Annotated in this window: 24 protein-coding genes; 4 read left to right on the top strand and 20 right to left on the bottom strand. The window is 44.5% G+C overall.

Going from position 1 to position 26,361, the window contains the following annotated elements:
- Positions 1-6 precede the first annotated feature (6 nt).
- From ACQY73_RS24145 to ACQY73_RS24225, 17 genes are all read right to left on the bottom strand, one after another.
- Positions 7-564 carry an RNA polymerase sigma factor gene (locus ACQY73_RS24145; protein WP_428655900.1) on the bottom strand — a complete coding sequence of 186 codons (558 nt, stop codon included), beginning with the start codon at positions 562-564 and terminating at the stop codon, positions 7-9.
- Positions 565-779: 215 nt separating this feature from the next.
- On the bottom strand, positions 780-1,562 hold the full coding sequence (locus ACQY73_RS24150; RefSeq protein ID WP_428655902.1) for a glycoside hydrolase family 16 protein: 783 nt from the start codon (positions 1,560-1,562) through the stop codon (positions 780-782).
- Positions 1,563-1,714: 152 nt separating this feature from the next.
- Complete coding sequence (locus ACQY73_RS24155; protein WP_428655904.1) at positions 1,715-4,558, bottom strand: family 78 glycoside hydrolase catalytic domain; 2,844 nt, start codon at positions 4,556-4,558, stop codon at positions 1,715-1,717.
- Between the two features lie 143 nt (positions 4,559-4,701).
- Positions 4,702-6,102, bottom strand: coding sequence for a sulfatase family protein (locus tag ACQY73_RS24160; protein WP_428655906.1), 1,401 nt, complete (start codon positions 6,100-6,102; stop codon positions 4,702-4,704).
- Positions 6,103-6,227: 125 nt separating this feature from the next.
- Positions 6,228-8,906 carry an ABC transporter permease gene (locus ACQY73_RS24165; RefSeq protein ID WP_428655909.1) on the bottom strand — a complete coding sequence of 893 codons (2,679 nt, stop codon included), beginning with the start codon at positions 8,904-8,906 and terminating at the stop codon, positions 6,228-6,230.
- Between the two features lie 7 nt (positions 8,907-8,913).
- Positions 8,914-9,267, bottom strand: a complete 354-nt coding sequence (locus ACQY73_RS24170) for a PadR family transcriptional regulator (protein ID WP_428655911.1) — start codon at positions 9,265-9,267, stop codon at positions 8,914-8,916.
- Positions 9,268-9,417: 150 nt separating this feature from the next.
- Complete coding sequence (locus ACQY73_RS24175; protein ID WP_428655913.1) at positions 9,418-10,218, bottom strand: polysaccharide deacetylase family protein; 801 nt, start codon at positions 10,216-10,218, stop codon at positions 9,418-9,420.
- Positions 10,218-11,075 (bottom strand): sugar phosphate isomerase/epimerase family protein, encoded by an 858-nt coding sequence (locus tag ACQY73_RS24180; protein ID WP_428655915.1) that lies wholly within the window; start codon positions 11,073-11,075, stop codon positions 10,218-10,220. The genes ACQY73_RS24175 and ACQY73_RS24180 overlap by 1 nt, the downstream gene beginning before the upstream one ends.
- Before the next feature lie 106 nt (positions 11,076-11,181).
- On the bottom strand, positions 11,182-12,891 hold the full coding sequence (locus ACQY73_RS24185) for a GMC oxidoreductase (protein WP_428655917.1): 1,710 nt from the start codon (positions 12,889-12,891) through the stop codon (positions 11,182-11,184).
- A gap of 83 nt (positions 12,892-12,974) precedes the next feature.
- Positions 12,975-13,496, bottom strand: a complete 522-nt coding sequence (locus ACQY73_RS24190; protein WP_428655919.1) for a gluconate 2-dehydrogenase subunit 3 family protein — start codon at positions 13,494-13,496, stop codon at positions 12,975-12,977.
- 181 nt (positions 13,497-13,677) lie between these two features.
- A complete protein-coding gene (locus ACQY73_RS24195) occupies positions 13,678-14,448 on the bottom strand; it encodes a sialate O-acetylesterase (RefSeq protein ID WP_428655921.1) in 771 nt (256 codons plus the stop codon).
- Between the two features lie 79 nt (positions 14,449-14,527).
- Positions 14,528-16,063 carry a sulfatase-like hydrolase/transferase gene (locus ACQY73_RS24200; protein ID WP_428655923.1) on the bottom strand — a complete coding sequence of 512 codons (1,536 nt, stop codon included), beginning with the start codon at positions 16,061-16,063 and terminating at the stop codon, positions 14,528-14,530.
- A 19-nt stretch (positions 16,064-16,082) separates the two neighbouring features.
- Positions 16,083-17,351: a hypothetical protein gene (locus ACQY73_RS24205; protein ID WP_428655925.1), complete on the bottom strand. Its 1,269-nt coding sequence runs from the start codon at positions 17,349-17,351 to the stop codon at positions 16,083-16,085.
- A 129-nt stretch (positions 17,352-17,480) separates the two neighbouring features.
- On the bottom strand, positions 17,481-18,362 hold the full coding sequence (locus tag ACQY73_RS24210) for an AAA family ATPase (RefSeq protein WP_428655927.1): 882 nt from the start codon (positions 18,360-18,362) through the stop codon (positions 17,481-17,483).
- Positions 18,363-18,365: 3 nt separating this feature from the next.
- The gene (locus tag ACQY73_RS24215; protein ID WP_428655929.1) at positions 18,366-19,379 is read right to left on the bottom strand and encodes a T4 RnlA family RNA ligase; all 1,014 of its coding nucleotides are present in this window, start codon (positions 19,377-19,379) and stop codon (positions 18,366-18,368) included.
- Between the two features lie 142 nt (positions 19,380-19,521).
- Complete coding sequence (locus ACQY73_RS24220) at positions 19,522-20,622, bottom strand: slipin family protein (protein ID WP_428655931.1); 1,101 nt, start codon at positions 20,620-20,622, stop codon at positions 19,522-19,524.
- A 147-nt stretch (positions 20,623-20,769) separates the two neighbouring features.
- Positions 20,770-20,895 (bottom strand): hypothetical protein, encoded by a 126-nt coding sequence (locus tag ACQY73_RS24225; protein ID WP_428655932.1) that lies wholly within the window; start codon positions 20,893-20,895, stop codon positions 20,770-20,772.
- Between the two features lie 369 nt (positions 20,896-21,264).
- On the opposite strand from ACQY73_RS24225, the gene ACQY73_RS24230 reads away from it, so the two are divergent.
- The 4 genes from ACQY73_RS24230 to ACQY73_RS24245 all read left to right on the top strand — a co-directional run bounded on the left by ACQY73_RS24230 (position 21,265) and on the right by ACQY73_RS24245 (position 23,399).
- A complete protein-coding gene (locus ACQY73_RS24230) occupies positions 21,265-21,894 on the top strand; it encodes a transposase (protein WP_428655935.1) in 630 nt (209 codons plus the stop codon).
- 55 nt (positions 21,895-21,949) lie between these two features.
- A complete protein-coding gene (locus ACQY73_RS24235) occupies positions 21,950-22,972 on the top strand; it encodes a helix-turn-helix transcriptional regulator (protein ID WP_428655938.1) in 1,023 nt (340 codons plus the stop codon).
- Positions 22,973-23,052: 80 nt separating this feature from the next.
- Positions 23,053-23,295, top strand: coding sequence for a hypothetical protein (locus ACQY73_RS24240; RefSeq protein ID WP_428655940.1), 243 nt, complete (start codon positions 23,053-23,055; stop codon positions 23,293-23,295).
- Complete coding sequence (locus ACQY73_RS24245) at positions 23,280-23,399, top strand: type II toxin-antitoxin system RelE/ParE family toxin (RefSeq protein ID WP_428655943.1); 120 nt, start codon at positions 23,280-23,282, stop codon at positions 23,397-23,399. Before ACQY73_RS24240 ends, ACQY73_RS24245 begins: the two co-directional genes overlap by 16 nt.
- Before the next feature lie 211 nt (positions 23,400-23,610).
- Here ACQY73_RS24245 and ACQY73_RS24250 read toward each other — a convergent pair whose 3' ends face one another.
- The 3 genes from ACQY73_RS24250 to ACQY73_RS24260 form a co-directional block, all read right to left on the bottom strand.
- Positions 23,611-24,516, bottom strand: coding sequence for a dihydrodipicolinate synthase family protein (locus tag ACQY73_RS24250; RefSeq protein ID WP_428655944.1), 906 nt, complete (start codon positions 24,514-24,516; stop codon positions 23,611-23,613).
- 169 nt (positions 24,517-24,685) lie between these two features.
- Positions 24,686-25,549 (bottom strand): AraC family transcriptional regulator, encoded by an 864-nt coding sequence (locus ACQY73_RS24255; protein WP_428655946.1) that lies wholly within the window; start codon positions 25,547-25,549, stop codon positions 24,686-24,688.
- Positions 25,546-26,304, bottom strand: coding sequence for an endonuclease/exonuclease/phosphatase family protein (locus ACQY73_RS24260; protein WP_428655948.1), 759 nt, complete (start codon positions 26,302-26,304; stop codon positions 25,546-25,548). Before ACQY73_RS24260 ends, ACQY73_RS24255 begins: the two co-directional genes overlap by 4 nt.
- Between the last annotated feature and the right edge of the window lie 57 nt (positions 26,305-26,361).

The following is a 26,361-nucleotide window of genomic DNA, read 5'->3' on the forward strand; positions in this document are numbered from 1 at the left end:
TGGATATTAATTGTCAGAATGGTAGGCTTTTAACTGTTCTTTCAAGACCTTGAGCGATTTGGTGATGTGATATTCAACCGCTTTTTCCGACAGATTCAACTGTTGTGCTATGGCCTTAACCGATTGATTTTCAAACCGACTCATCTTGAATATCTCGACACTTTTTTCGGGCAACTTCTTCATCGCTTCGTCCACGGCTTTCGACAGATCAGCAAATTGAACACTTTCATCAGTGGCGTAAGACTGTTTGATCTCATTGAATATCAAATACTCCTGAAACTTTCGCTGCGTAATTTGTGACTTTACGTAATTGGTAGCTAAATGCTTGATGGAAACCACCAAATAAGAACTCAAATGTCGAATCATGCTTTCCTGACGTCTATGCCAAACACGTTCAAACAGGTCCTGTACCAGTTCTTCGGCTTCTTCGCGCGTTCCTGTTTCGTGATAGGCTACTCCCAATAATTTGTACCAATAACGGTTGTAGATTTCTTCAAAAGCGGCTTTGTCGTCACTTTTCAGGAAGTCAACCAATTGTTCATCTGTCAGATTCCGGTGTTTCATTTCAAAATCATGGTGATACTTGTATAGTCAACTAGGTCTGAAAAATCCCTAAATGATTTTAAAGATTCTTTAAATAATCCATAGTTTTTATTAAGAATAGAATTATTTCAATAGAATATACAAAAAAAGCACCTTTGGTTGAACGAAGGTGCTTGTGTAACCGGCGATTGCAAATCGCCTTCAGGGTGCGTCAGGATTCTCAAATCCTGACGAGATTAAGGTTTTTTCTTCTTATAAACCTTTACATAATCTACAATAAAAACATCAGGGTACACGGTATTCTTGAGATCTTTTTTCTCGGAAGGAAGCTCCATGCTCAAGATGAGGTATTCTTCAATGTTGGAAATACCCATCGTGACTTCGTAGAATTTATAGCCGTCAATAAAAAAAGTGTATTTTTCGGGCGTCCATTCCAGTGCAAAGGTATGGAAACCTTCACTGACACCTTTCAAATAGCTTTGCATCCCTCGGGTAGTTTTTTGGTTAGGGCCGTAAGCCCAATGCACATTATGTGAAACAATGTCGAGGCCGAGTTTTTTGAAAAACTCAAAGATATCTATTTCAGCTCCGTAAATAGCCGGGTCTTCGCCTTTGGAAATATCCGGTGATTGAATCCAGAACGCCGCCCATACACCCGGTGATTTTTGGAGTTGCGCCCGACATTCGAAATAGCCGTATTTTGTCATTAACAACCCCTGCGTGCCTACTGCACCAATTAATGTACTGTCACCTTTTTGCAATGCGTGCAATTTTAGAAAACCATCTTTCACTTCCACTGCCTCCGGCGATACATATCCCAAGGCACGCGGCCCTACCCCTCGCACCGCCCATTTGTTCGGATCCAATTGGTTGCCTTTAAAATTATCTTCCCAAAACAATTTATACCCTAATTTTTTAGGTGTATAACGCTCCTGTGACACAGGCGGTTGGGCAGGACGTTGGGCGAAACAAAGGTTTGTGACTAAAAGGCCAATTAGTGATATAAAAAATATTTTCATAGTTGATGGTTGAAAGGGGCGATAAAGCGTGCGTCAGGATTCTCAAATCCTGACGCATATACTGATGGTTGAAAGAGGCGATTGTAACCGCGATTGCAAATCGCTTACAGAGTGCGTCAGGATTCTCAAATCCTGACGAGCATTTATAGCGTTTAAAATCCTGACAAAGCTGATTTTTTATATGTGAGAACATATTTCCCCGAGCCTACTGTAACCGTATTTCGTTCACGACGATCTATCCATTTAGGCTTGACAGTAGCTGCAACGAGGGCTTTTCCATTGAAGGTAATGTTGTTTGTTGGGGTTGGCGGCAGACAAATAGTTGCCGTCGTATTGACGGGCACCTCGATGGTCATGGTAATGATATCTCCCTTTTTTTGCCAAGCCGAAACAATGGTGCCATTGATGGATCGGTGCATTGCTTTCAGCGAGTTGATATTGGCCGTCAAAAGCTCGGGTTGAATGACAAATGTTTTGAAACCGGGTGAGGTCTCTTTAATGCCTGCCATATTTTCAAACATCCACTCACAAATCGAACCGAAGGCGTAATGGTTGAAGGAATTCATTCCCGCAGGGAAACCGCCTTCGCGCGTAAAACTGTTCCAACGTTCCCAAATCGTATTGGCGCCGTTAGCGATCTCAAAACCCCATGATGGATATTCTTTCTGGAACAATAACTTATAAGCCGTTTCGCTGTTGCCCGTGGCCGAAAGCGCCGGCAGCATAGGACGAACGCCCAAAAAACCGGTTGTCAATTTATTGCCGTTTTTTACCACCAACTCATTCAGCCATTTGGCGGCTTTCAACGTGTGAGTGCTGTCCAAAAGGTTCATAAAAATGGCATTGGCGTAGGCGGTTTGCGTGTGGCCTTCAAATCCCATATTGCCGTCAACGTATCCTCTTCCGTCGCCGTAGGCTGCGGCGTTGCAGATGAATTTGCCTTCGGCGTTGGTGTAATGTTTTAACAATGCCGCTTTGACTTTGGTGAAGATTTCTTTGAAATGCTGCGCTTCTTTTTCATCGCCAATGGCGGCGGCCATTTCCTGCATCAAATGGGCGGAATACGCATAATACATCGTTGCCAATAGATCAGGCGGCGTTTTTTTGCCTACACTGAGCCAATCACCGAAGCCGCCTTTGGGGTCAATTTCGGCAAACGCGGTTTCTTTGAACACATACTCGCCTTTGCTTTTTGTTTCCAAAAACTGCATGAATTTCTTCATTTCCGGCCAATGCGTCTGGATGATTCTTTTATCGCCATATGATCTGAAAATCTGGTAAGGATAGATGATCCCCGCTTCCATCCAGCCCGGTGAGTACGTATCTGTAACGCGCACCGATGGAGCAGGAGCGTAGACCGGATAAGCGCCATTGGCGAGTTGAGCATCGTTCAGATCAACCACCCATTTGGTGCCAAAAGCCGCAATGTCGTTGTTAAGTGTCGCACTTTTGACATAAGCCTGAGCATCACCCGTCCAACCCAAACGCTCGTCACGCTGCGGACAGTCGGTCGGAACTTCCAGATAATTAGATTGTTGGGTCCAGATAATATTATGATACAGTTGATTGACAAAAGCATTGTCCGTTTCAAACGTCCCCGCTTTAGGCGTAGCCGACGACAACACAATACCCAAAATATCCTGTATACCGATTGCGTATTTTAAGCCTTCGATTTGTACGTACTGAAAGCCGTGGTAGGTAAAGCGCGGTTCGTAGATTTCTCCGTTGGGGTCGCCTTTGGCAATGTACAGATCCGTTCCCCGCGCTTTGCGCAGGTTTTCAGTCATGAGTTTGCCGTCAGGATAGAGCATTTCCCCGAATCGAAAAAGAATGGAATCGCCTTTAGCGGCTTTGAAACGAACCTTGATCGTTCCCGCAAAGTTTTGTCCCATATCGACCAAATAGGCGTTAGCACTCATTTGCTTGCTGCTCTTGGGTGTTAATCTGGCGACTTCCCGTACCGGGTCACCGGGATAAGCTTGAAGTTGGCGTTCGGTTTTATCCGAAACAGTAATGATTTTTTTCCAAGTCGCATCATTGAAATTGGGTTGATTCCAGCCGATCAGTTCTTTGTTGGCGTCGTAAACTTCTCCGTTTAAAATATCCGATTCTACAATGGGGCCGTAATTGGCTTTCCAGGTATTGTCGGTCGCAATTATTTCTTTTTGGCCGTTGGCATATTCAATTTCCAATTGTGCTTTCAGGGCAGGTACATCCCCGTAAAAGTTTTTCACGACGGGATTTCTGACCAATAACGCATACCCCAAATACCCGGCATACCAGCCGTACGATATGATGGAACCCAAGGCATTTTTGCCGGGTCTAAATTCTTTGCTTACGTCAAAGGTTTGATAATAAAGGCGTTTGTTGTAATCAGTCCAACCGGGAGTCAGGTAATCTTTTCCGATTTTTCGGCCGTTGATCTGGAATTCGTACAACCCTAAGGCAGTTACGTACAGACGGGCTTTTTTAACGGGAGATTTGATTTCGATCTCTTTACGGAGAAAAGGAGCGGGCGGCAAGTGGTATTCTTTTCCTTTTCCTAACTGATTTAAATTGAGCCCGATGAATTGAGCTTTCCAGTCCGTTTTTTGTAACAGACCCATTTCCCAAGAAGCGGCTTCACTCCAAGATCCGGGAATATTTTTTTTATCCCAACTGCGGACTTTCCAATAACACGTTTGTCGGGATTCGAGCGGTTTTCCCGCGTATTCAATTTGAGAGGTGGCATCACCCGGTACTTTTTTGCTGTCCCATAGATCTGCTTTTCCTTCCTCCAACAACGCCAGAGAAGTTGCCGCCAAAATTTGATACCCGGTTTGGTATTGGCTGTTGACCGCAGAGGTTAATTCCCAACTCAGGCGCGGATTCGCTACATCTGTAACGGGATTGATTTTATACTCACAACGCAGGTAAGTGGCTTTTAGGTCACTTTGAGCGTGAGTGCGAAGAGCAATAGCGAAGAAAAGAAATGCGAATAGATGTTTCCCGAACATTGGTAGATTTATTGGGTTTTGGAGGGTGTCAAGTTAAATAGGAAGCGACGACGAAGTACCGCTTTAGTAAATTCTTTTTAAGGAATAAATACTCATGGGTAGTACCGAAATTTGACTTTTTGTACCACTCAGGTAAGCATTTGTTATCGAACTTTTTCTTTCCATTCCCGGTATTTTTGGCGTAAAGTATCCAGTTTTTCACGGTATGCCGGATTGGCGGCTGCGTTTTGCGTTTCCTGTGGGACTTTTTTCAGGTCAAAAAGCTCTTCGTAATTGTGTTCGATGTACTTCATGTATTTAAAATCTTTTCGAACAATGCCTTCTACCTTAGGGAGTTGCGGACTACCTAAGAAAGTATGTTCGTAGAAGAATTCTTCTCTGTTAAGGCGTTTATTTTTACCGGTTACCATCTCTTCTAAATTGATCCCCTGCATTTGGTCGGGTACTTTGACGCCCGCTAAACTCAAAATAGTAGGAGCAATGTCAATATTCAGCGCGAACTGTTCGGACGTTTTTCGTTGAAGCCGGCTGTTTCGAGGATCATAAATAATCAATGGTACGCGTATGGATTCGGCATGCCCAAACCACTTACCCGATAAGCCATATTCACCCAGATAATAGCCGTTGTCACCCATAAAAATGATGACGGTATTGTCGGCTAATCCTTTGTCCTGTAGTGATTTCAACATATTGCCGACCACTTCGTCTACGCCACTTATCAATCGGTAATATTGCCGTACACTTTCCTGATACATTTTAGTATTGGCAAATTGCAGATACCAACGTTCGCGAGCAATGTTGCGGTCGGTTCGAAAAAAATCGGGAAAAGAATTCCAGTAGTTCGGATTTGCTTTTTCGGGTTCCGGAACAGAATCTTGAGCGTACATAGTTTTATACCGTTGCTGAACGATAAACTGCCGCGGATCACCGTCTTGAATATGAGGCGCTTTGAAACTGACCGACAAACAAAAAGGCGTTTCTTTAGAACATGTTTGTAGAAATTCTTCAATATCGCCGTTTACTTTATCGGTATGATGAATGAAATTTCCCTGCGCATCTTTCATCTCATAATCAGGCTGAGGTTTGTCAGAACCTGCCCAAAAATCAAATGCTTTTGCGGGTTGTTCTTTGGGAACTCCCACGCCGTATTTGCCGATAAAACCTGTTTGATACCCGGCCTTTTTCAAAAGCATGGGATAGGTATTTTGCCATGCGTTGGGAGAAAAACCCGTGTTAAAATCCTCAATACGATGCCGCGACATGTACTGACCGCTTAACAAACTTGCCCGACTGACGCAACAAATGGCCGTAGTCACACAGGCGTTTTTGAAGAGCGTTCCTTTGTTGGCAAGATTGTCTAAATTGGGCGTTTTGATGAGCTTATTTCCCATTGCACCCAAGGCATTCCAACGATGGTCGTCGGTGAGGAGGAAAATGATGTTGGGTTTGGTTTTTAAGGGATTTGTTCGGAAAGCAACGCAAACGATTCCAACAACGCCGGTCAATAAAAAAGCAGCAAAAAAACGGTTAAGATTCTTCATCATTGAAGTAAACGGATTTTTTGTAGAAGTACCCGGCAGAATAGTTTTACTTTAGCAGTTAATCAAATAGATTTGATCATAAAAAAAGCACCGCGTCAATACGGTGCTTTTTGTTTAGATTTTCAGCCTTATTCAGCCCGTAAACTTTTAACGGGGTTCATTAGGGAGGCTTTGATGGCTTGGTAACTGACGGTCAGGATAGCAACAAATGCCGTCAATCCTCCCGCCAATGCAAAGACCCACCATGACAGGTCAGTAGTGTAAGCAAAATCTTGGAGCCATAGGTTCATGATGTACCCGGCAATAGGCGAAGCAATGACCATCGCGATCAGAATTAACTTCAGATAATTCATCAGTAACAACGTGACAATGCCGCTGACGGAGGCTCCCAATACTTTTCGAACGCCAATTTCTTTGGTACGTTGATGGGTTGTAAAAGCCGCCAGTCCGAACAGACCCAAACAGGAAATCAGCACGGCTAACCCGGCGAAAACGCCAAACAGTTGACCGATGCGCTGTTCGGATCGGTACATTGTATTGAATCGTTCGTTCAGGAAGGAATATACAAATGGGTTGCCCGTCTCGGCTTTCCATCGCTGCTCAATAGTGCGCAGAAGGCCGGGAATATCGTTAGTCCGAATACGTAAAGCCAGTTGGGAATTGTCCCCCCCGTAAAACATCACTAGAGGAGCAATGCGTTGGCGCATGGATTCAAAATGGAAATCTTTTACCACACCAACGACCGTGTAAGTACGTTTACTCCCTTCGGAACCGTTGCCCACCATCATAAAAAGCTGTTGACCGATGGGGTTCTTGAAGCCATAAGATTTAACGGCAGCTTCGTTGATTAATACCGCCGAACTTTCGGAAGAAAAAGACGTTGAAAAGTTACGCCCCTGTGCGAGACTCATTCCTAATGTAGGCAAGTAATCTTCATCAATGAAATAGCTTTTTGTCACATGCGAACTTGTGCGCGATCCGTTCTTGATCAGAATACCATCCTGACTCTGACGAGATATTCCGGCGGGTAAAAAACCCGCCTGAGCTACCCGGACAACGGGCGCCAAGGCGGACAACTCGGATTTAAAAGCAGTTAGTTTTGCCCCCAACACCTGTGTATCGTGCAAGACCAACACTTGCTCTTTGTCGAAACCAACCTGCTTGTTTTGCATAAAACGCAACTGTCGGTTGGCAACGATCGTGGCGATGATTATCCCGATGGATACCACAAACTGACCCGTTACTAACGTATTGCGTAACCGACCGCTGCGAAATCCGGCTTGTAATCTGCCTTTAAGAACCGTAATGGGTTTGAACGACGACAACACAAAGGCCGGATAGCTGCCGGCTAACAGACCAATGATCAAACAGGCCGCTACTGCCCGGGAGAGCATCCATCCATTGAGAATGTCACCGAGAGTAAAGTGTTTGTCGGCCAGTGTATTGAATCCGGGCAGTAACAGAAATGCCATTCCGAACGCCAGCAGTAGAGCTAACAAGGTTAAAAGAACAGATTCTATCAGGAATTGACTGACCAACTGTCTATGGACAGAGCCCAGCACTTTGCGGATTCCTACCTCTTTGGAACGCCCTGCTGAGCCGGCAGTGGATAAATTCATGAAATTGATACAGGCCAACAGTAAGATGAACAGGGCAATTGCCGAAAAGATGTATACGTAACTGATGTTACTGTTGACCTCTAATTCGTCCTCTAAATCGGAATGTAAATGAATGTCGGTTACAGGTTGAAAACCAAAGCCCATTCGATTGCCTTTTTGCAGAAATTCAGGGAGTTCAATCCCCAAAAACTCTTTGATTTCCGAAGCCATGTACTTGCGGAGAAATCCCCGACTTTGGGCTTCCACTTGTTGGATTGAATAGCCCTCCCGAAGCAATACATAAGTGTGCGCACCGCTGGCTAACCATTTAACGCCTTGGTTGACAGAACGAAACGAGCCAAACATATCGTAATGAAAGTGAGTGTTGGAGGGAACGTCTGCACAAACGCCGGTTATCCGAAAAAGGCCTAAATTACCCATCGACAATGTTTTCCCGATGGGGTCTGCCTCGCCGAAATATTTCCGGGCAGTGGTTTGGGTGATAACCAGCGTTTTAGGTTCAACAAGCACCTTTTTTGTATTCCCTTTTAACAGGGAGATTGAAAAAAACGAGAAAAAATTTGAATCAACAAAGGCTACACGCTCTTCTTTAAAGGTCTCCCGGTTGTTTTTTACCAACATGCCGCCATCGTCACGAATACGGCTTACTGCCTCTACGCCCGGGTAGTCGCGCAGCAGGGCGGGCCCTGCAGGTTCGCTTGCGTAGGCATAGTTAATATCCTTTTCATCCAATCGTACGTGCATAGTCATGCGGTACATTCGGTTGGTGTTGGTGTGGTAACGGTCGTAGTTCAGTTCGTGTACTACAAAGAGAACGATCAGCAGACAGGTTGCCAGCCCCACGGCCAAGCCAATAATGTTGATGGCGGTAAAGGCCTTATGCCGCCAAAGATTGCGGAACGCGATGGTCAGGTAGTTGGAAAGCATATCAGTAAACCGGGATTTAGGATACTCGTTGTAATGGTTATTGGAAGTTTCGAACTTTTGTCGTTTGGTAAAAAAGGGCGTCAAACAGTAAAATACAGCTCGAACATATTCGCGTCGGGCTTGAGAGGTACCCACTTGAGCAACCCGTTTATGAAAAGCTTCGTGTAAATCGCCCTGTATGTATTCCAACAGGTGCGGAGCCACAAACCACTCCAATAATCTGTCAGCCCATTGGGGCGGCGATGTATGCTGCTTTTTCACAGTAGGGTTAAAAAAGGTTGGTGGACAAACCCAATAGCTGAAACTTATCTTCGGGAATGGCTTGCCAGAGTCTGGTACGCATCTGTTGAATCTCTAACAGTACTTGGCCTCCGGCTGCGGTTAGGGCAAACAGGCGCTTGCGTCTTCCTCCCCGTTCGGCAGTGGCCCCACCCACCGAGGACGACAGAAAGCCTTTTTCTTCGAGCCTGTAAAGGGTCGTATGCACTGCACTGACGGTGAAACTTCGGCCGGTTTCCTGTTGAAGTTGTTCCATGACCGGCACTCCATATACATCCTCGGTACTGGAGGCCACCACCAGTAACACCAATTCTTCCAGTTCTCCCAGTATGGTTTTTTTCATGAATAAACAATTCTGATTGATTATATACAATATTTTAAATCAAATCCCGTGCCGGGCATAAAAAGTAGAACTTAAACGACTTACAGCGATATATAGGAAAAGAACACTGTCCGGAAACGGACAAATTTCTGTCCATGATTGGACAATGCATTAACGACTTTTAGGGTGCTTTTTCTGCCAATCCGTCACGTATGTCATGATTTCCGAAAAGGTAGCCACCCAGATCTTATCTTTATTTTGCGCCAAGTAATCAACGAGTTTTTGATGGGATTCATTGGGCGTCACGATCCATTGGTTGCCGATGCCGTGAAACATAAAAACACCTAATCCGCCTTTGGCTTCGGTTTGTTTGGCAAAATCAATCAATTGCTCACCCGACGTGCCGTGCGCCACTGCATAAGACGGAACCAGCAAAGAATCAAGTGATTGAAAATCAGTAATGACGGCTTTATTATCACCGCCGATGCGAGCGTAACGCACAATACCTGTTTGGCGTAATGTATCTACGTACGATTTGCCGCGTAATGTAACTTCGGAACAGGGGTAGGCGTAGGAGCGGGGTTCGGTTTTATTATCAATTAGAAACAATTCAGTGTTCAAAACGGCCATTTCCCGAATCATGCGGGCATTGGTGTAATTGGCCGAGGCCCATTCGTTTTTCCAGGATTCGCACGGGTGAAAAAGAGAATGATTGGCAAGTTCATGACCGTTTTGGGCCGCTTTGCGCCAAAGTAAGACCAAAGGTATTTCGGTTTGCCCGTTTAAGAAAAACGTTCCTTTCAGTCCCGCGCGGTCCAACTGTGGAATAGCCACTTGAATTTGGCTCGACATGCCGTCGTCATACGTAAGGCAAATGGCCGCCTTGGCGCCGTTGGGAAATCGCAACGACTGCGCAAAGAGGCCATTTGTCAAACCTGCAAAAGCAAAAATGATCAGCAGTAAACGAGCCATTATAAGCTTTTTAGGTACGCTATACTTTTAGGGACCTGTTGGCTCCAGATAGGACTTTCATCTTCGATGAAATAATGCTTGATGCCGATTTTCTTTCCTTCTCTGATCACACCCGCTACGTCAACCTGTCCTGTGCCTAAAGTAACGTCGTTGACCAACGGGGTGCCGCCGGTCAAATCGCCTTTGACGCCATTTCTAAGGTCTTTGAGGTGCACAAGTTTGAAGCGATTGCCGTATTTTTTCAACAGGCTCACCGGTTCAGCACCGCCGTGGAACGCCCACAGAATATCAATTTCAAAGGAAACGTATTCAGGATTGGTGTTTTTAACAATGTAGTCAAACAGGGTTCCGCCTTCGTACGGTTGGAATTCGTAGCCGTGGTTATGGTAACAAAAGGTAATACCGTTTTCTTTCAACACTTTACCGATCATGTTAAAATCTTCCACGGCTTTTTTTGCTTCTTCAAACGTAAAACCGCCTTTGACTTTGTGCGGAATCCAGGCGCACATGAGGTATTCGGCACCCAACGCTTTGGCGGTTTTGGCTGCCGCCGCAGGGTCCTTTACCAATTGTTCATAGCCACCACCCGTTGCGGGGATCTTAATGCCACGGTCTTCGCACATTTTTCTGAATTCTTCGGGCGTGGTGCCTTTGGCCGCTCCTCCTTCCAATTCGGTCACACCCAGCATTTTGAGGGTATCAAGCGTGGCGGCAACATCTTTGGGAAAACTGGCGCGATAAGTGTAGGCCTGCATCCCGATCGGAAACGTGTATAACTTTCCTTTTTGGGCGAATGTTTCGCTGAAAATTCCGGCAAATGCGAGCGCAAAGCTCAATAGAATGGTCGTTTTTTTCATTGTATACGTTTTGAGTTAGTTACTGTTTTTTGTTCACGCAAAGGCGCTAAGGAGCAGAGCGGCAGAGAAAGGCACTGCGTCTCTGCTCCTTTGCCCCTCTGCGTGGTTAAAGCTTTCGTTTCTTCAATTGTTTCACGGCATAATCAGCCGCGCGGGCTGTCAACGCCATATACGTTAAGGAAGGATTTTGGGTTCCGGTGGAGGTCATGCTTGCGCCATCGGTCACAAATACGTTTTTGCAACTATGTACCTGATTCCATTCGTTAAGCATGGATGTTTTTGGATCTTTTCCCATGCGTATGCCGCCCATTTCGTGGATGTCTGCGCCCGGATTGGAATGGCTGTCGCCACCGCGAATGTTCTTAAATCCTGCCAATGTAAACATCTCAGTAAGTTGTTCGAGGTAATCTTTGACCATTTTGTCGTCGTTCTCGGTCCATTTTGCCGATGTCACCAACTGCGGAATTCCGTATTTGTCTTTCAGATTGGCGTCAAGGCGAACGTGGTTGCTTTCAATGGGAATTGTTTCACCCATCATCCAGGCGCTGATGTTCCAGTTGCCCAAGTGCGGATGCAGCAGCGCATTTTTGAGGTCTTCGCCGATATCTGCCTGACTTTGAATACGACCTCTGCCGCCGCCGATGCCCGTAGCATAGCCGCGCAGAAAGTCACTTTCCTGTTTATGAAGATTACGGAAACGTGGAATGTAGGCATTGCTGGGGTTTTTGCCGTCGGTCATTTTATCATAATAACCTTCGTATTCTGCGCTCATTTTTCCACGGTAATTATGCCAGGCGATGTATTTTCCCAAAGTGCCGCTGTCATTGCCTAAGCCATTAGGAAAGCGGCTCGAAATGGAGTTGAGTAAGATCAGGTTGCTGTTGAGCGCAGAGCCGTTCACGAAAATGATCTTGGCATAAAATTCGATCATGTCTTTGCTGTTGGCGTCTACCACACGCACACCCGAAGCTTTCTTTTTCTTCTCATCAAAAATGATTGAATGAACCACCGAATGTGGGCGCAGGGTCATGTTTCCTGTTTTGGCCGCCCACGGTAGGGTAGAAGCATTGCTGCTGAAATAGCCACCAAACGGGCAGCCGCGATTACATAAATTACGGTGCTGGCACTTCGCCCGCCCTTGGTCAGAGTGAATTTGCTGTGGCTCGGTAATGTGCGCACAACGTCCCTGGATTACGTGGCGGTCTTTGTAGTTTTTGATCACCGCTTCCTGAAAGTGTTTTTCGATGCAACTTAATTCAATGGCCGGCAAAAACTCTCCGTCGGGCAATTCTGCTAAACCGTCTTTGTTGCCCGAAATTCCCGCAAACTTCTCAACATGACTGTACCAAGGAGCAATGTCTTTGTAGCGAATGGGCCAATCGACGGCAAAACCATCGCGGGCAGGGCCTTCAAAATCAAAGTCTGACCAACGTTGCGTTTGCCGCGCCCACAGCAACGACTTGCCTCCCACGTGGTAACCGCGTGTCCACTGAAAAGGTTGTTCTTCTACAAAAGGCTGTTCATCAGGTTTTAAAGCCCAATGCAGGGTTTCTTCCCGCATAAAGCTTGCGCGGCCTTTGGGATATTGGTTTCTTATTTCCAACGGTACTTGGCCCCGATGCTCAAACTCCCACGGATGCTTATTGGCGGTTGGATAATCGGTTATGTGTTGGACATCGCGTCCGCGTTCCAATACAAGAGTTTTTAATCCTTTTTCGCACAATTCCTTTGCCGCCCAGCCACCGCTTATGCCCGAGCCAATCACGATGGCGTCGTATGTGCGGTCTTTGATGGAATCTATATTAAGGTATGACATTTTTGATGAGTTGTATGTGAGTGGGACAGCAGAAGTATGCGGAATGGATTTCGTTTTCCTTTCCACTTTAACCTTTTTCCTTGCTACGTTTTTACCGGCACGCACCCATAATAATGTCCGGGAATAGGATTGTAATTCAGGTACTTGGTCTGGACATATTCAGAAGTTGTAAAACCAAGAATGGTCAGTGACTTCACAAGGGCCAGATAATCTTTTCGAGCTTGATCGGTAGAGAGTTGTAATTTTCTCAGTACATCTTTTCGCTGAAGGGAATTACATTTTTCAAAAGGTCTTAGATAACTGTCTAAAGCTATCGCATTGGTAATTTCCAACCCTTTTTTGACGTTTTCCTGAACGTCTTTTTCGTAACAGTCCACGAGCATTTTTTGGATAAAAGCCGGAACTTCCAAGTCTTTGGCGCCGGGCGTATCGGTGGTTGGAATGATGGTATCAACAACGGAAGCCAGCAATGCTTCCTGCTCAACGGATAAAAAAACGCTGATGTCTCGAACATGGTTTGGATTCCAAGCTTCTGCCCAAGTCGGCAACGCGATCCAACCGCCCGTTGCCAAGGCCACATTTCTAAGAGCTTCCCGTCGGTTCATACAATCAATAGTTACTTTGCTGACAATGAACTAAAGGGAAGATTTGCTATAATTTACTGATGCGCAAGCAGTCGCTCGCGTCTCGCGAGTGACGACTATTATCAGGCTTCCAGCCTGAAGTTAACAAAGAAAGGCCGGAGGCCTTAGGATAATCGTCACTCGCGAGACGCGAGCGACTGCCCTACTTTATCTTTTTGAAAGCCTCAGCGTAGCGTCGGCCAAATTCCCGTGCCGATGGCGTGTCAAAGTGGGTTTTGTCGCCTTTGTCAGTCAGGCCTGTGGCTTCTGCACAAGCAGTTCGTTTAACCTTTTTGGGGATAGTGCGAAGTTGCTCGTTGATATTTTTGGCATCGGAATTATTAGCTACATAAAAATCACCCAAGGTGCCCACCACAAAAGGGGCATTAGGCGCTGATAATTCCTTACGAAAACGCCCGATCAGGGTCTCTAATTTTTGCGTATAACTTCCCACCAATTCAGGTTTGCTGTCGCTTTCACCCTGATGCCACAAAATTCCTTTTAATGTACCCGAGGACAGTGCTACTTTGGCTCGACGAATGGCGTCGTCGTAGGGATGGCTTTTGGTTTGGTCGTGGTAGCCGCCGGGTTGCCATGAATCAATGGGAGAACCGCCCGCTGCCGCCGGTATCAAACCAATGATAACGGTCGTATCTGCTTCGGCCATGACTCGGGCAAATTCCAATCCCGGGCCAACGCCCGCCACCGGTTTATCAAAGTGCATTGGTGAAATGGCCGGCACCCACTGATTCTCTTTATTAAGCATCCAAATGCGCGGATTGGGTGTGCGGTCTGATTCTTCCACCGTGCCGCGCCCGGCCATATTAGATTGCCCGACAAGGAGATACAAATGAAGCTTTTTGCCTTTAAAATCAGGGTTTTGACTGTAAGCATTCATGCCGAAAAATAGAAGGCAGATCAATAGTTGTTTCATTGTTGATCAAGGTTTGGGTTGGGAGAAGACTTGGTAAGTTTCAAAAACTTACCAAGCCTAAATTTTATGACAGAAAAAATTAATTTTCTTTAAAATATTTTTCCAAAACTTCTTTGGGCTGCCATTGGTCAGGTTTGCGAACGACGTTTTTATAATCAAACACTTGTGACAATATTTCCGAAGCAGTCAGGAGAGCAGTATCGCCATAAAACCGCTGGTGTTTACGCAAGTCTTCGGTCATTGCTTTTACCTTTTCGGCGTACACAGGCTTATTTGCCAGATTATTCAATTCATAAGGATCGGATTGAAGGTCAAAAAGCTGTGTATAATCCACTTGCGGATAACGAATCAATTTCCAACGACGGTCGCGGAGGGCGCGTACGGAAGAACGATAGCCCGTAAATACCTGCTCACGCACCGACTTCGTTTTCTGCTGCAAAATCCCTGATATGTCTTTGCCTTCCAAATCTTTAGGAGCAGGTATTCCGAGTTGATGGCAAAACGTTGGAAACAAATCAAACAAATAGACAAACGCGTCGCTGCGTTGCCCTTTCGGAATGCCTTTTCCGCTCACAATCAACGGCACCCTCATGCTGTGTTCATAGAGGTTTTGCTTCCCCAACAGCCCATGACTTCCCATGGCAAGGCCGTTATCCGCCGCAAAAACAATGATGGTATTTTTGTCAAGTCCTTTTTCTTTGAGTTTGGCCAAAATCTTCCCAATTGCCTCGTCGAGGTGAGTAATCATGGCGTAGTATTCTGTCAACTGTGATTTAATGACCTCCGGGGTGCGTGGGAATGCTGCCAGCATTTCGTCGCGTTCGGTCATACTGCTTCCGAAATGAAACGGGTGAGCAGGCATAAAATTAGGCGGAAGCGGCGATGTTCCGTAACGTTTGAGGTATTCCGGAAGTGGCGAACGCGGGTCGTGGGGCGCCGTAAAAGCCACGTAAGTCACAAATGGTTTCGACAGCGTTTGTTTATCTAAAAAGTCAATAGCTGTTTGTGCAAACCGGTCGGTGGAAAACCCCTTTTTTATTGGTTCGGTAAATGTTCCGTCGGGTTTTAAATCAGACATGGGCGTCTGATAGTGATCGGCCATACCCCCTAACATCACATTTTTGGCTTCCATAAAACTTGCTCCGACGGCCTCCGGCTCGTTATGCCACTTGCCTGTCATAAAAGTATGATACCCTTTTTGGCGTAATAACATCGGCCACGTTGTTACCCCGTTGAGTTTGTCAGTCACTCGAAAATACCCCTTGCCACTCATCAGCATTGCACGACTTGGCGCACAGATCGCTCCGTGATGCCCTCCCAAAATATGCGCTTGACTGAATAATGTACCATTGCGAGCCAATTGATCAAGGTTGGGGGTTTGAACGTACGGATTTCCGTAGCAGCCCAACGCATCGGCACGGAGGTCATCGGCAAAAAGAAAGAGAATGTTAGGCTTCGTTGATTGTGCGTGGGCTGATTGCCAAAGAAGTAAATAAAAAAGTAATAAGTGTCTGTTTAAAATTAGTTTAAATGACGTGTATGCTGTTTGACCCCGTACGGGGTCAAACAGCATGGAGTAAACTAAAACCCAAGCCCTGATTATAAACTTTTGCATTGTTGTAGACGATTGATAATCAGGGTTTTAAAGCTTCTGAAATGTCGAGCAAATACATTTGCCGTCCGTTGCCGCCGTGCGTAGAATCAATGCACACTTTGGTACCGTCGTGGCTAAAGCGCGGGTGCAGGTCGCAACGCCATTCGCCAACGTACTCAGGAGGGGCGTAAAAACTACCCAGATCTGTGCGCCGATCGGTGGGGATATGGTATACGTAAGGAGTTTGTAAACGGTCTTGGCCGCCTGCATAGTTATCATTCAGTATCCAATCCATGCCGTTGCCAATCGGTAAATACGTTTGGTGACCGTTTACTTTCATTTTGTCGGCTCCGATGCGCGTATATTTTCCCGTAAAATCTTCTAACAGATAAAAACCTGAAGGTTGGCCTTCGGGCTTGGTATAGGCACAAATGGTACGCGGGTCTTTCCAGACAAAATGAGAAGTAAAGCCTGAAGGGTCAATGCAATAGGGGTTTTTGCCGTTGGCATCTGCCGTAAACATGCGGGTGACAAAATTAGTACGCGCCATGATTTGGCGATCTTCCCGTACGGCTCGCCAACGGTGAAGAAAAGTAAATCGACTACCGTCGTTGTTGACCAATAAATGATTGAACCAATGGAAGTTATCAACCACGGATTTTCCTTGGTGCGGCAGTTCGGCAAGTTCGGCGAGTGAAAAAAGCAGTTGCGTTTTGCCCGTCTGCAAGTCCATCTTATACAACCCAATTTCTTTCGGCGCTTTGACGGAGAAATACGGATCGGGAATGCCCGCGTATCCATAACCCGGGCGCAGATCCTGAATGCGTGAAAACTCAGTGCCAATGGCCCATTTTCCATCAGGACTCAAGGCATAAACAGCTTTGGGCAGCGTACGCTTTTTGCCCGTTTTTATATTTACAATGTGACTGACATACTGATTATCAACACGGTCATTCCAAATGACTTCCGTGGTTGATTTAGGAACCCACTGCAACATACATCCCTGTTGCCATCCCCACGAGCGACTTTCGCCCAAGGTCGTCCATCGGTCATTGTCCTGCAAATCAATGATGCTGATCTTGACGACGTCGTTTTCAGTGGGAGAGCGGTGTTCAAAGTCTACTTCCATGCCTAATACATATCGGCCCGTGGGGTCAAATTGCCACTTGTCATAATACCCAAACCAATGATACTTAGGGCCTTTGGTAATGGCGCGAATGGGAACCGCTTCGGGCTTGAAAGACAGCATCGGCAGCGACAAAGCCACCAGTGATTGTTGCAGAAACGTACGGCGGGTTTGGAGATTCATTTTAGAAACAGTGATTATATCTCTAAAAGCACTTTTCTAAAACCAACTACTAAATTTAAACCATATAAGGAAATATAAGGTCATAGAGGACTTATATTTCCTTATATTCCTTATATGGTAAAAATAAAATTAAAAATCCCCATAATTGACCTGCAAACAAGGCAAGCCAAGTTCCAAACGCCATAGATCCACTACTTGGTTACGGTCATCCAGTACAAATTGGACAAAGTATTGACCTTTTACGTGCGCTTCGTAAAGTTCTTTCTTGATAACAGCGTCTTTTCGCATATCACCCGTAGTGCGCATGAAAAGAGCGTCATAAGGAATATTATTGTACGTCAGCCAGTTAAGCGTTGGTGTACGTGATTTTTCTTCCCGCCCCGACATTAGAATTATTTTTGTTCCCAAAGCGTGATACGATTTGACAATATCGGCAATGGGTACGTTGACGTCATCCAATTCGCACGACATGGCATCGTATGGGCTTCGGTTGCGTAAAATAGCCAACGTTCCATCCAAATCACAGAGAATTGCCGGCGGTAATGTCGTATCCTGCGGCTGATAATGCGGCCCGCGCTCATTGCCCAATACATGAGCTTTGTACATGCGCATGATCACATCACGCCCTACTTTTTTCTCCCGCACTTCATCTCTCGCCAGACTTTCTTCCAACGACGTAGTCATTTCCCGAACTTCTACCTGCACCTGCTCTCCTGTATCTTTACAGTATTTCTGCACCACCTGACGGATACGCTCCACGGGGCGGTCCGAAAGATTTGTATCATCAATAATAACGTGTTTCCCATCGCGTAACGCTTCAATCAACATCAGATCACGGACGCGCTCCACAAACTTTTCGTTGTGTTTGGAGTGCTCGCTGTTATCGAGCATGGCGCGCAGTTCGTCCTTGTTCAGACGTTTATACATGCCTTTGTGTTCGTCGAGTAATTGTCGGGCAAGTGTGGATTTACCACTGGCAGGAAGCCCGCGAAGTAAGATTACTTTTTTCATTTTTTACACATCATATTTTGAAAACGGTTTCTGAAATACAGGTCGCAGTTGCTTCCAAATTACTTCATTGTACGGTTTTTGGTCAAACATTTTGAACAAAACAGCCGGATAGCGGCACGTTTGAAAATACAGAGCCGTGTCTTTGCGCGTATCTAAAACCCGAAAATCGGCTTTACAGATCGCTTCAATTTCAGCAAATTGGTTCAGGAGCTGCGTATGCGTTTCTTTTACCCAATCATAAAATTCATCCGGTACTTTTTCCAGAATAGGCGTTAAGTCCTGCCCCTCTTTCAAATACTCCCAAATACTGACGTTTGAAACGCCCGTCACAATGCGGTGGATACGTTGGTATTCGTCGAACTTTACTTTAAGGCGATAGCCATTCCGGAAACGAACTACAAATCCCTCTTTGTTTGCTTCTTCCAAGGTTTTCAGCACATGTAAATCATTCAGGCCATCGTAGCGTTTGACGATTTCAAAACCGCTTGCCTGAACGGCGTCAATTCCTGTTTGGGTATCGATAACGGCCAAAAGAACCAATTTTCGTTCGGTTCCGTAATCCACCACAATGCGGTTTTCGGGGTAAATGATCTCGAATAAATACGTTTTGGTCGGATCTAAATTTGGAATTACATGAGCGTATTGCGTATACAACATTTCCGTTGCCACCTGCGCCTGCTCACTTGAAAACGACCCGCGCGAAGCGATAAATGGCTTTCCCTCATACCAATACAAAATCCCTAACGACCCGTCGAGCTTTTCAAAAACTTCAAAAGGCTCATTGGGAATGACTTGGTTTTCCATTTCGCCCAAGTTGAAAAACTTTCCAAAAGGACGTGCCACGATGTTATATTGCTCATCCAAAATCAAACCGCGACATGCCAATGTCAATTCATTCCAAACGCGGTCGTATTGGGTTTTGGGCGTATAGTTGTAGATGTACAGCGGTGCCGTTGGGTGCTTTTGTACCTTGATGTAATCGTCGGCAATGAGTTGTTGTAAGGTTGAAATATTCATCGTTTTGGTTAGACTTGCCAAGTTTAAGTCAGGTATGCTGAAAAACTTGGCAAGTCTTGTTTGTTAATTGACGATGTAAAATAAAAAAGCAACTGCGCAGGGTTTCTGCGCAGTTGTGAGATTTTTCAGAGAACTCCTGATTTTATTTTGCAGAGCCGAAAATCTGTTTCAACTGATCTAACACCTGTCCTCCCCCGGAGATCGAAATGGTGTTGATTTTATCAGCGATCTTTTCTACATATTCCATTTCTTTGAGTCGGAACAACATCTCGTTCTCTTCCATCAATTTAGCAGTATTCAATAAACTACGTGTAGAGGCGGTTTCTTCGCGACGCATGATCGTGTTGGCTTGTGCTTTCTTTTCGGCAATAAGCACCTGATTCATGATCTCTTTCATTTCGCCGGGCAAGATGAGGTCACGGATTCCGCAGTCAATCAACACAATACCCAACATTGCGATTCTATTGGCCATTGCAGTGAGAATGAATGTCGAAATAGCCTCTTTTTTCTCCATCAACTCGTCCAATGTCAACGTACCGATGAATTCACGCAGTGCCAATTGCATTAAAATGTACAGTTGTTTCTCAGCATCTTTGTTGTCGACAAAAAACTTCATAATGTCAGATACTTTGTATTGCACATAGAAATTAATGCGCAATGCGGCTTTGTCTTTGGTCAGGATTTCCTGTCCCGAAATCTCCAACTGTAACTGACGTATGTCTGCTTTGGAAATATAGACGGAGATGTTGTTGCGCCACCAGTAGTGCGTTCCTGATGCCAACATTTTCCGGAATTTTCCATCCACAAAAAGCAACGCTTTTTCGTACGATTCTACCGTATAGGTGCGCATATAAGCCAGCACTTCTTTGGAAGTCAGTGCTGCCAAATCGATGTCTTCTGTAATGTCAATTTTACTTAGATCCGCTTTTACATAACGATAATTCACAATACTTTTCCAGAAAGCGTGTTTTCCGGGTTTCAATACATTGACGAGTGTTCCGTTTTCGTATTGTAAAACAATCTCATTGTCTTTGACTTCTATTACGTCCAACAAAGCCGCCGTTTTTTCATCCTGCAATAAAATGTTTAGGTTGCAGGGTGCAATAAAAGGTTTGGTAACATCAAAAAGTTGTACTTTTTCGGAAGGCATTAGCCAGTGTATTCCCTCTGTGAGGGTTTTTACGTAGCTTTCTTTACGGAAAACCAAACCTACTTGGAAACGATTGATTCTAATAATTTTCATGGCTGTACTATGATTAAAAATGGTAAAATTTGTTTTAATAAAATGGCTAAAGTCCTTCATTCATCCAATGCGGAAGACGACTTGAGCAACAAGCCGGGCAACCGTTTTTAAAGTGGTATTGACGTTTTTGAAATAAGGATACCTATTTCAATTGTGCCAAACGAGACTTAAAAAAGAGCAGCCGTCGTTGGTAGCGGTATCTGCCGACTTTCTGGCTTTTTCTGAACTGTGAACGTTTGCTTTGGACAAACGCCACGGAAATACTTTTGCCATTTTATTTGGATCGACCTTTTTTTATGAAGCGGTCAGCTTCTCCCTTGGCTGTTACTCTACCCACTGAGTTACCCGAATTGCTTCGAGGAGGGAATCGAACCCCCGACCCACAGTTATATATAGTGTCAAATTCTATCATCCTGAAAGCATATCGTACAATGATACATTGCCGATACTACTTGGCTGTTCTGAAACCAATGTCAGGTTCAGGGGTGATAACTAACTTGACGATACAAAGGTTGAGGCCAAGTGCGCAGTCTTTTTGCGTAGATGAAATTATTTTCGGAAATTTTGAAAAAAAGTTAATCTGTGAGTTCCTTTTTTGAATGTGATGTGTCTAAATGTTGATTTAATCTGAAAATTAAACCTATGGAATCAACACATATTCATATTCCTTTGCATGAAGGGCAATATTATCATATTTATAATCGAGGCAATGACGGAATTGCTATTTTCTATGAGGAGCGTAATTACATGTATTTCTTGAAAAAATATGATGAGTATTTATCAGATGTTTTGGAAATGTATGCTTATTGCCTTTTGCCAAATCATTTTCACTTATTAGTTCGCGTAAAAGACTTTCCAAGTTTTCAAAACTTGGAAAGTCTCAAATTACCTTCTTCAAAACAAAGAACTGTTGAAAGTATTGTGAGTGAGTTATTTCGACGATTTTTAATGAGTTATTCAAAATCTATTAATACCCAACAAAGTCGTAAAGGCAGTTTGTTCCAGAAAAACTTTAGGCGTATACATGTTGACAATGAATACTATTTTACAACAGTTATAAGCTATATACATTCACAAATGAGGCACCATGGTTTCAAAACAAAAGACGAAGATTATCCGTGGTCTTCTTATCTGCGTATGCTAATGGAGCGCCCTTCTAAACTTCAAAAACAATATGTTTTGGAATGGTTTGGTGGAAAAGAAGAGTACATTAAATTTCATGAAATGAATAATTCGTTTCATGAAATAAAGAAATATATCATTGAAGAGTGAGATTTTCCAAGTTTCCAAAACTTGGAAAATCTTTTACGCGAACTAATTTACACCCATGCCTGTCAACCGAAATGCCCTGATTCGTTTTAAAACCATTGATGCCTGCCTGCGCAATCGCTACCGCAAATGGACGCTCGAAGATTTGATTGAAAAAGTCTCCGACGCTATGTACGAATACGAAGGCATGGACAAAGGCATCAGTCGTCGTACCATACAGGCTGATATTCAGATGATGCGCAGTGATAAACTGGGCTATTTTGCTCCGATCATTGTCGTAGATAAAAAATACTATACGTACGAAGATCCCAATTACAGCATCACGCAAATTCCGCTTACCGACCAAGATCTTTCCCGTATGAACGAAGCAGTAGATGTACTGCGGCAATTCAAGGGATTCTCACACTTTCGGCAGTTGAACGAAGTCGTGCAAAAATTGGAGGATCATATTTATGCTGTTTCGCACAAGCAGCGCGCCGTAATTGATTTTACAAAGAATGAGAATCTGCGGGGCTTGCCATACTTAGATATATTGTATCAATCTGTTGTGCAGCAAAAAGTACTTGACTTGGCCTATCAATCGTTTCGGGCGAAAGAAGCAAGTCGATTCTTTTTTCACGTATGGTGGCTCAAGGAATTCAATAATCGTTGGTTTGCGGTGGGTGTTAAAAACGGTCAAAACGACATTATGCACCTGGCTTTAGACCGGATGGTTGACGTGGCGCTTAATGAAGAAGAACATTACCGGATTAATGAAAACCATTCGCCGGAAGAATTTTATAAGAATGTCATTGGAGTAACGGTCAGCGCTACGCTGAGGGCTAAAAAGGTAAAGATTTGGGTCAGTGCCGAGCATGCGCCTTATGTTGAAACCAAGCCGCTGCATCATTCTCAAAAAGTGCTTGAACGCCTTCGCGACGGCATTGTCATTGAAATATGTGTTCAGCACAACTTTGAATTGGAAAGAGAGATTTTGGGATTTGGCGATGGAATGAAAGTACTGTCGCCCGATCATTTGCGCAAGCGAATCCAACAACGCCTGAGCGACGGAGCGAAGCATTATGAAGAGGTGAATGAATAAATAAAATGCCACTACGTTATTATTAATGTAGTTAGGCAAGATTGATAATATTATTAATTTTGTAAAAACGAGCAAAGGTCATGTCTGCACTGGAAATCAAAGAATTAATACATCGTCAAGTAGATCTTCTGACCGACAACGAAGATATCGAAGATTTGTACGCAACAATTAACTTGTTTTTTGAAAGCCGGGACATTCATTTTGATAGCAACAATCCCGGTTTTGTAGAAAAATTATCACTCTCTCTTCAGAATGCTGAACACATTTCCGCTATCTCTACTGCAGAGCTTAAAAATAAAATGCAAGAATGGCGTACGAAGTAAAGTGGTCGGAATCAGCACAGGATGAAATTCATGAAATAATAAGGTATTTGCTCGAAGAATGGGGTGATAAAGCAGCTGAAAAACTCTCAGAAAAAATTTTATGAAGTATCAGAATTGCTTGAAAAACATCACTATGTAGGAAAAAGGCATGACATTTTGAGGTCTGTCAGAGAGTTTCGGATAAAGCCCCATTATTTACTTTACTATACTGTCGTTGAATCAAGACATGAAATCTTAGTTCTTGATTTGGTTGATTCGAGAAGAAGAAAGAATTAAAACAGCAGGCTGCCAACTATTGGCAGCCTGCTGTTTTAATTACAGTTGAGGCAATACCGGCCGCTTCGCCAATGAATCATTGATCACTTTCAACACACGCTCGCGCTCTTCGCCGATCAATGGCAATCTTGGTTGACGTACAAACTCGGTTCCTAAGCCCGTAGCCACTTCGGCCAATTTGATATTTTGGACAAATTTGTTGGAAACATCTAAGTGCAGCAATGGGAAAAACCAACGATAGATCTCAAGCGCTTCGGCAATGCGGCCCTGTTTCGCCAATTCATAGATCACAACCGTTTCGCGCGGGAACGCATCCACCAATCCTGCTACCCAACCATCCGCACCCATGATGAGGCTTTCCAATGCCAGATCATCTACTCCCGACAGGATTTTGAAACGGCCTCCAAGTTCGTTGATGATGTCAGTCATGTAGCGAATATCGCCCGTTGACTCTTTCATGGATTCAAAGTGGGCATTTTGCGCCAGGTCCTTGAACATTGGAATGCTGACGAAGTTCTTGTAAGCCAAGGGGTTGTTATATACCATCACGGGCAGATCTGTGGCGTCGGCTACAGTGTGCATGTAGTGCAACGTTTCGCGATCATCGGCAGGATAGCGCATTGGAGGCAGTAGCATAAACCCGTTTGCTCCCGCAGCAGCGGCTTCTTTGGCAAAACTGGTTGCCATTTTAGTGCTGTTTTCGGCAATACAAATGATCAATGGCACACGTTCCGCAATGGTTTCCCGAGCGGCCGTCAACAGTTCAAGTTTTTCGTTATAGGTCAGCGTACTGTTTTCGCCCAATGAACCACAAACGATAATACCGTGCACGCCTGCTTTGATCTGTTCGTCGATGTTGTAAGAAAAAGTTTTGAGATCAAGACTTTCGTCTTCAAAGAATTTTGTCGTTACGGCGGGATATACGCCTATCCAATTTGGCTTCATTTGATGAATATTTTTTTGATATGCAGAAAAGTATTGATGACTGATTTGATGTTACAAAGTTAAATGGGCAAGGCCGGCTGTACTCTTCGTCTGTTAGCAAATTCTAATAGTATTTTGCTCAAAACCAATGATTTTCCCTTTCAAACAGGTAAAGAAATATAGGTTTGGATCAATTTGCTTTTTTCAGGTAGTCGCGAGGTGCCATGCCGGTCACCTGTTTAAACTGTCGATTGAAATTTGATAAATTTGCGTAACCGCAGGCAAAGGCAATTTGGCTTATACTTTGTGCTGAATCTTTTAACAACCGACACGCATGCTCAACGCGCACTTCATTCAGTAGCTGAGAAAAGGTTTTACGGGTATGGGTACGCAAAAAACGACAGAAAGCATGAGGGGTCAGATTGGCTACATTGGCGATATCGTCAAGTGTAATAACATCAGCATAATTGGTTAATATAAAGTTAAAAACATTCTCTAACCGCTGATGATCAACGGGTTTGTTAGGGTTTTTATAGGACGTTCCCGAAAGCCGTTCGCATTCGGGGGTTAACGTAATTGTATCAAGAATACTGAGAAGAATGAGCAACTGCTCAAAAGGCCGCTGTTCATTTATTTTTTCTAATTTTCGAGTGAGTGGCGTAGGCCCTGTAAAACGAATTCGTACACCATGAGAGGCTTCCTTCAACAATTCGGCGATGTGCATCAATTCCGGGGATTTGATAAATATATCTCCCAACATGGATTCTTTAAAAAAAAAGGAATAAGCCATTACGTGACGCTTTGAATTGGGTTGGAAATAATCCGTATCGTTAAGCATTACGTGGGGGACATTAGCTCCTAATAATAAAAGATCATAAGGCTGAAAACGATCAATCCGGTCACCAACTACCAATGTACCCGTACCTTCTTTGATGAGTGTCAGTTGAAATTCGGGATGAAAATGAAGACGTTGATAAAAGTGTTTATCGTTGTCAATCTGAACCCGAAACGAACGGTCATCTACGGTGGGTACGCGAAAAAGCAGTGCCTTCATTTTTCGAAAGAATAAGTAACAATAACGGGTTGATGATCTGAGGTGGTGGGCTCATAGAGAACAACATAATCCAACACCTTAAACGAACTCTCTTTGTGCGTCCAAAAGTAATCAATTCTCTTGCCGGTTCCCGGATAGGTTGCCCATTCGGTGGTTGCGCCCGCGTCGTTCCAGTATTTGGTCATGGCTTCCAGGGTGTGGTCATCGGCAGTAGCATTAAAATCGCCGCCGACAATGACAGGGTAGAGGCTGTTTTTTAAATTTTCGTTGATAACTGCGGCCTGCAGCCCTCGATTCATCGGAGAGCGGTGATCTAAATGCGTCGAGCAAAAGCGTACATATTTGCTGTTCGGCAATTCAACCAATGCGCACATCAGCATACGTGGCTCGGTGGAATCAGGATTGGGAAGTTTAAGACGCTGAACGGCCTCAACCGGGTGAGCTGACAAAATGCCAAGGCCGTATTTTCCACCCTGAAAATCAATGGTTTTGCCAAATACCTCCTCATAACCCGTCAGTAATGACAGAATGTGCATTTGATCCAGTTTACCGGAGCGCGTTGCACAACTGTCCATTTCCTGTAACGCTACCAAGTCCGGCTTGTGTTTTTTGATCAGATCCGCAACGCGGGTGAGATTGGTTTTTCCCAGGTTATTTTCGCCGTGATGAATATTAAAGGTCATCACTTTCAACTTGATAGGAGTGGATTTAGGCTTTTGGCCATAAGTAACAGGACAGGTATACCAACCTATCATTAAATATAAACAGTAAGTAAAAACTCGCACAGGCCAACAAGGTTAAGAGAAACACTG

It is taken from the genome of Runella sp. (genome assembly GCF_965279615.1).
In the GTDB taxonomy this organism is placed as follows: Bacteria; Bacteroidota; Bacteroidia; order Cytophagales; family Spirosomataceae; genus Runella.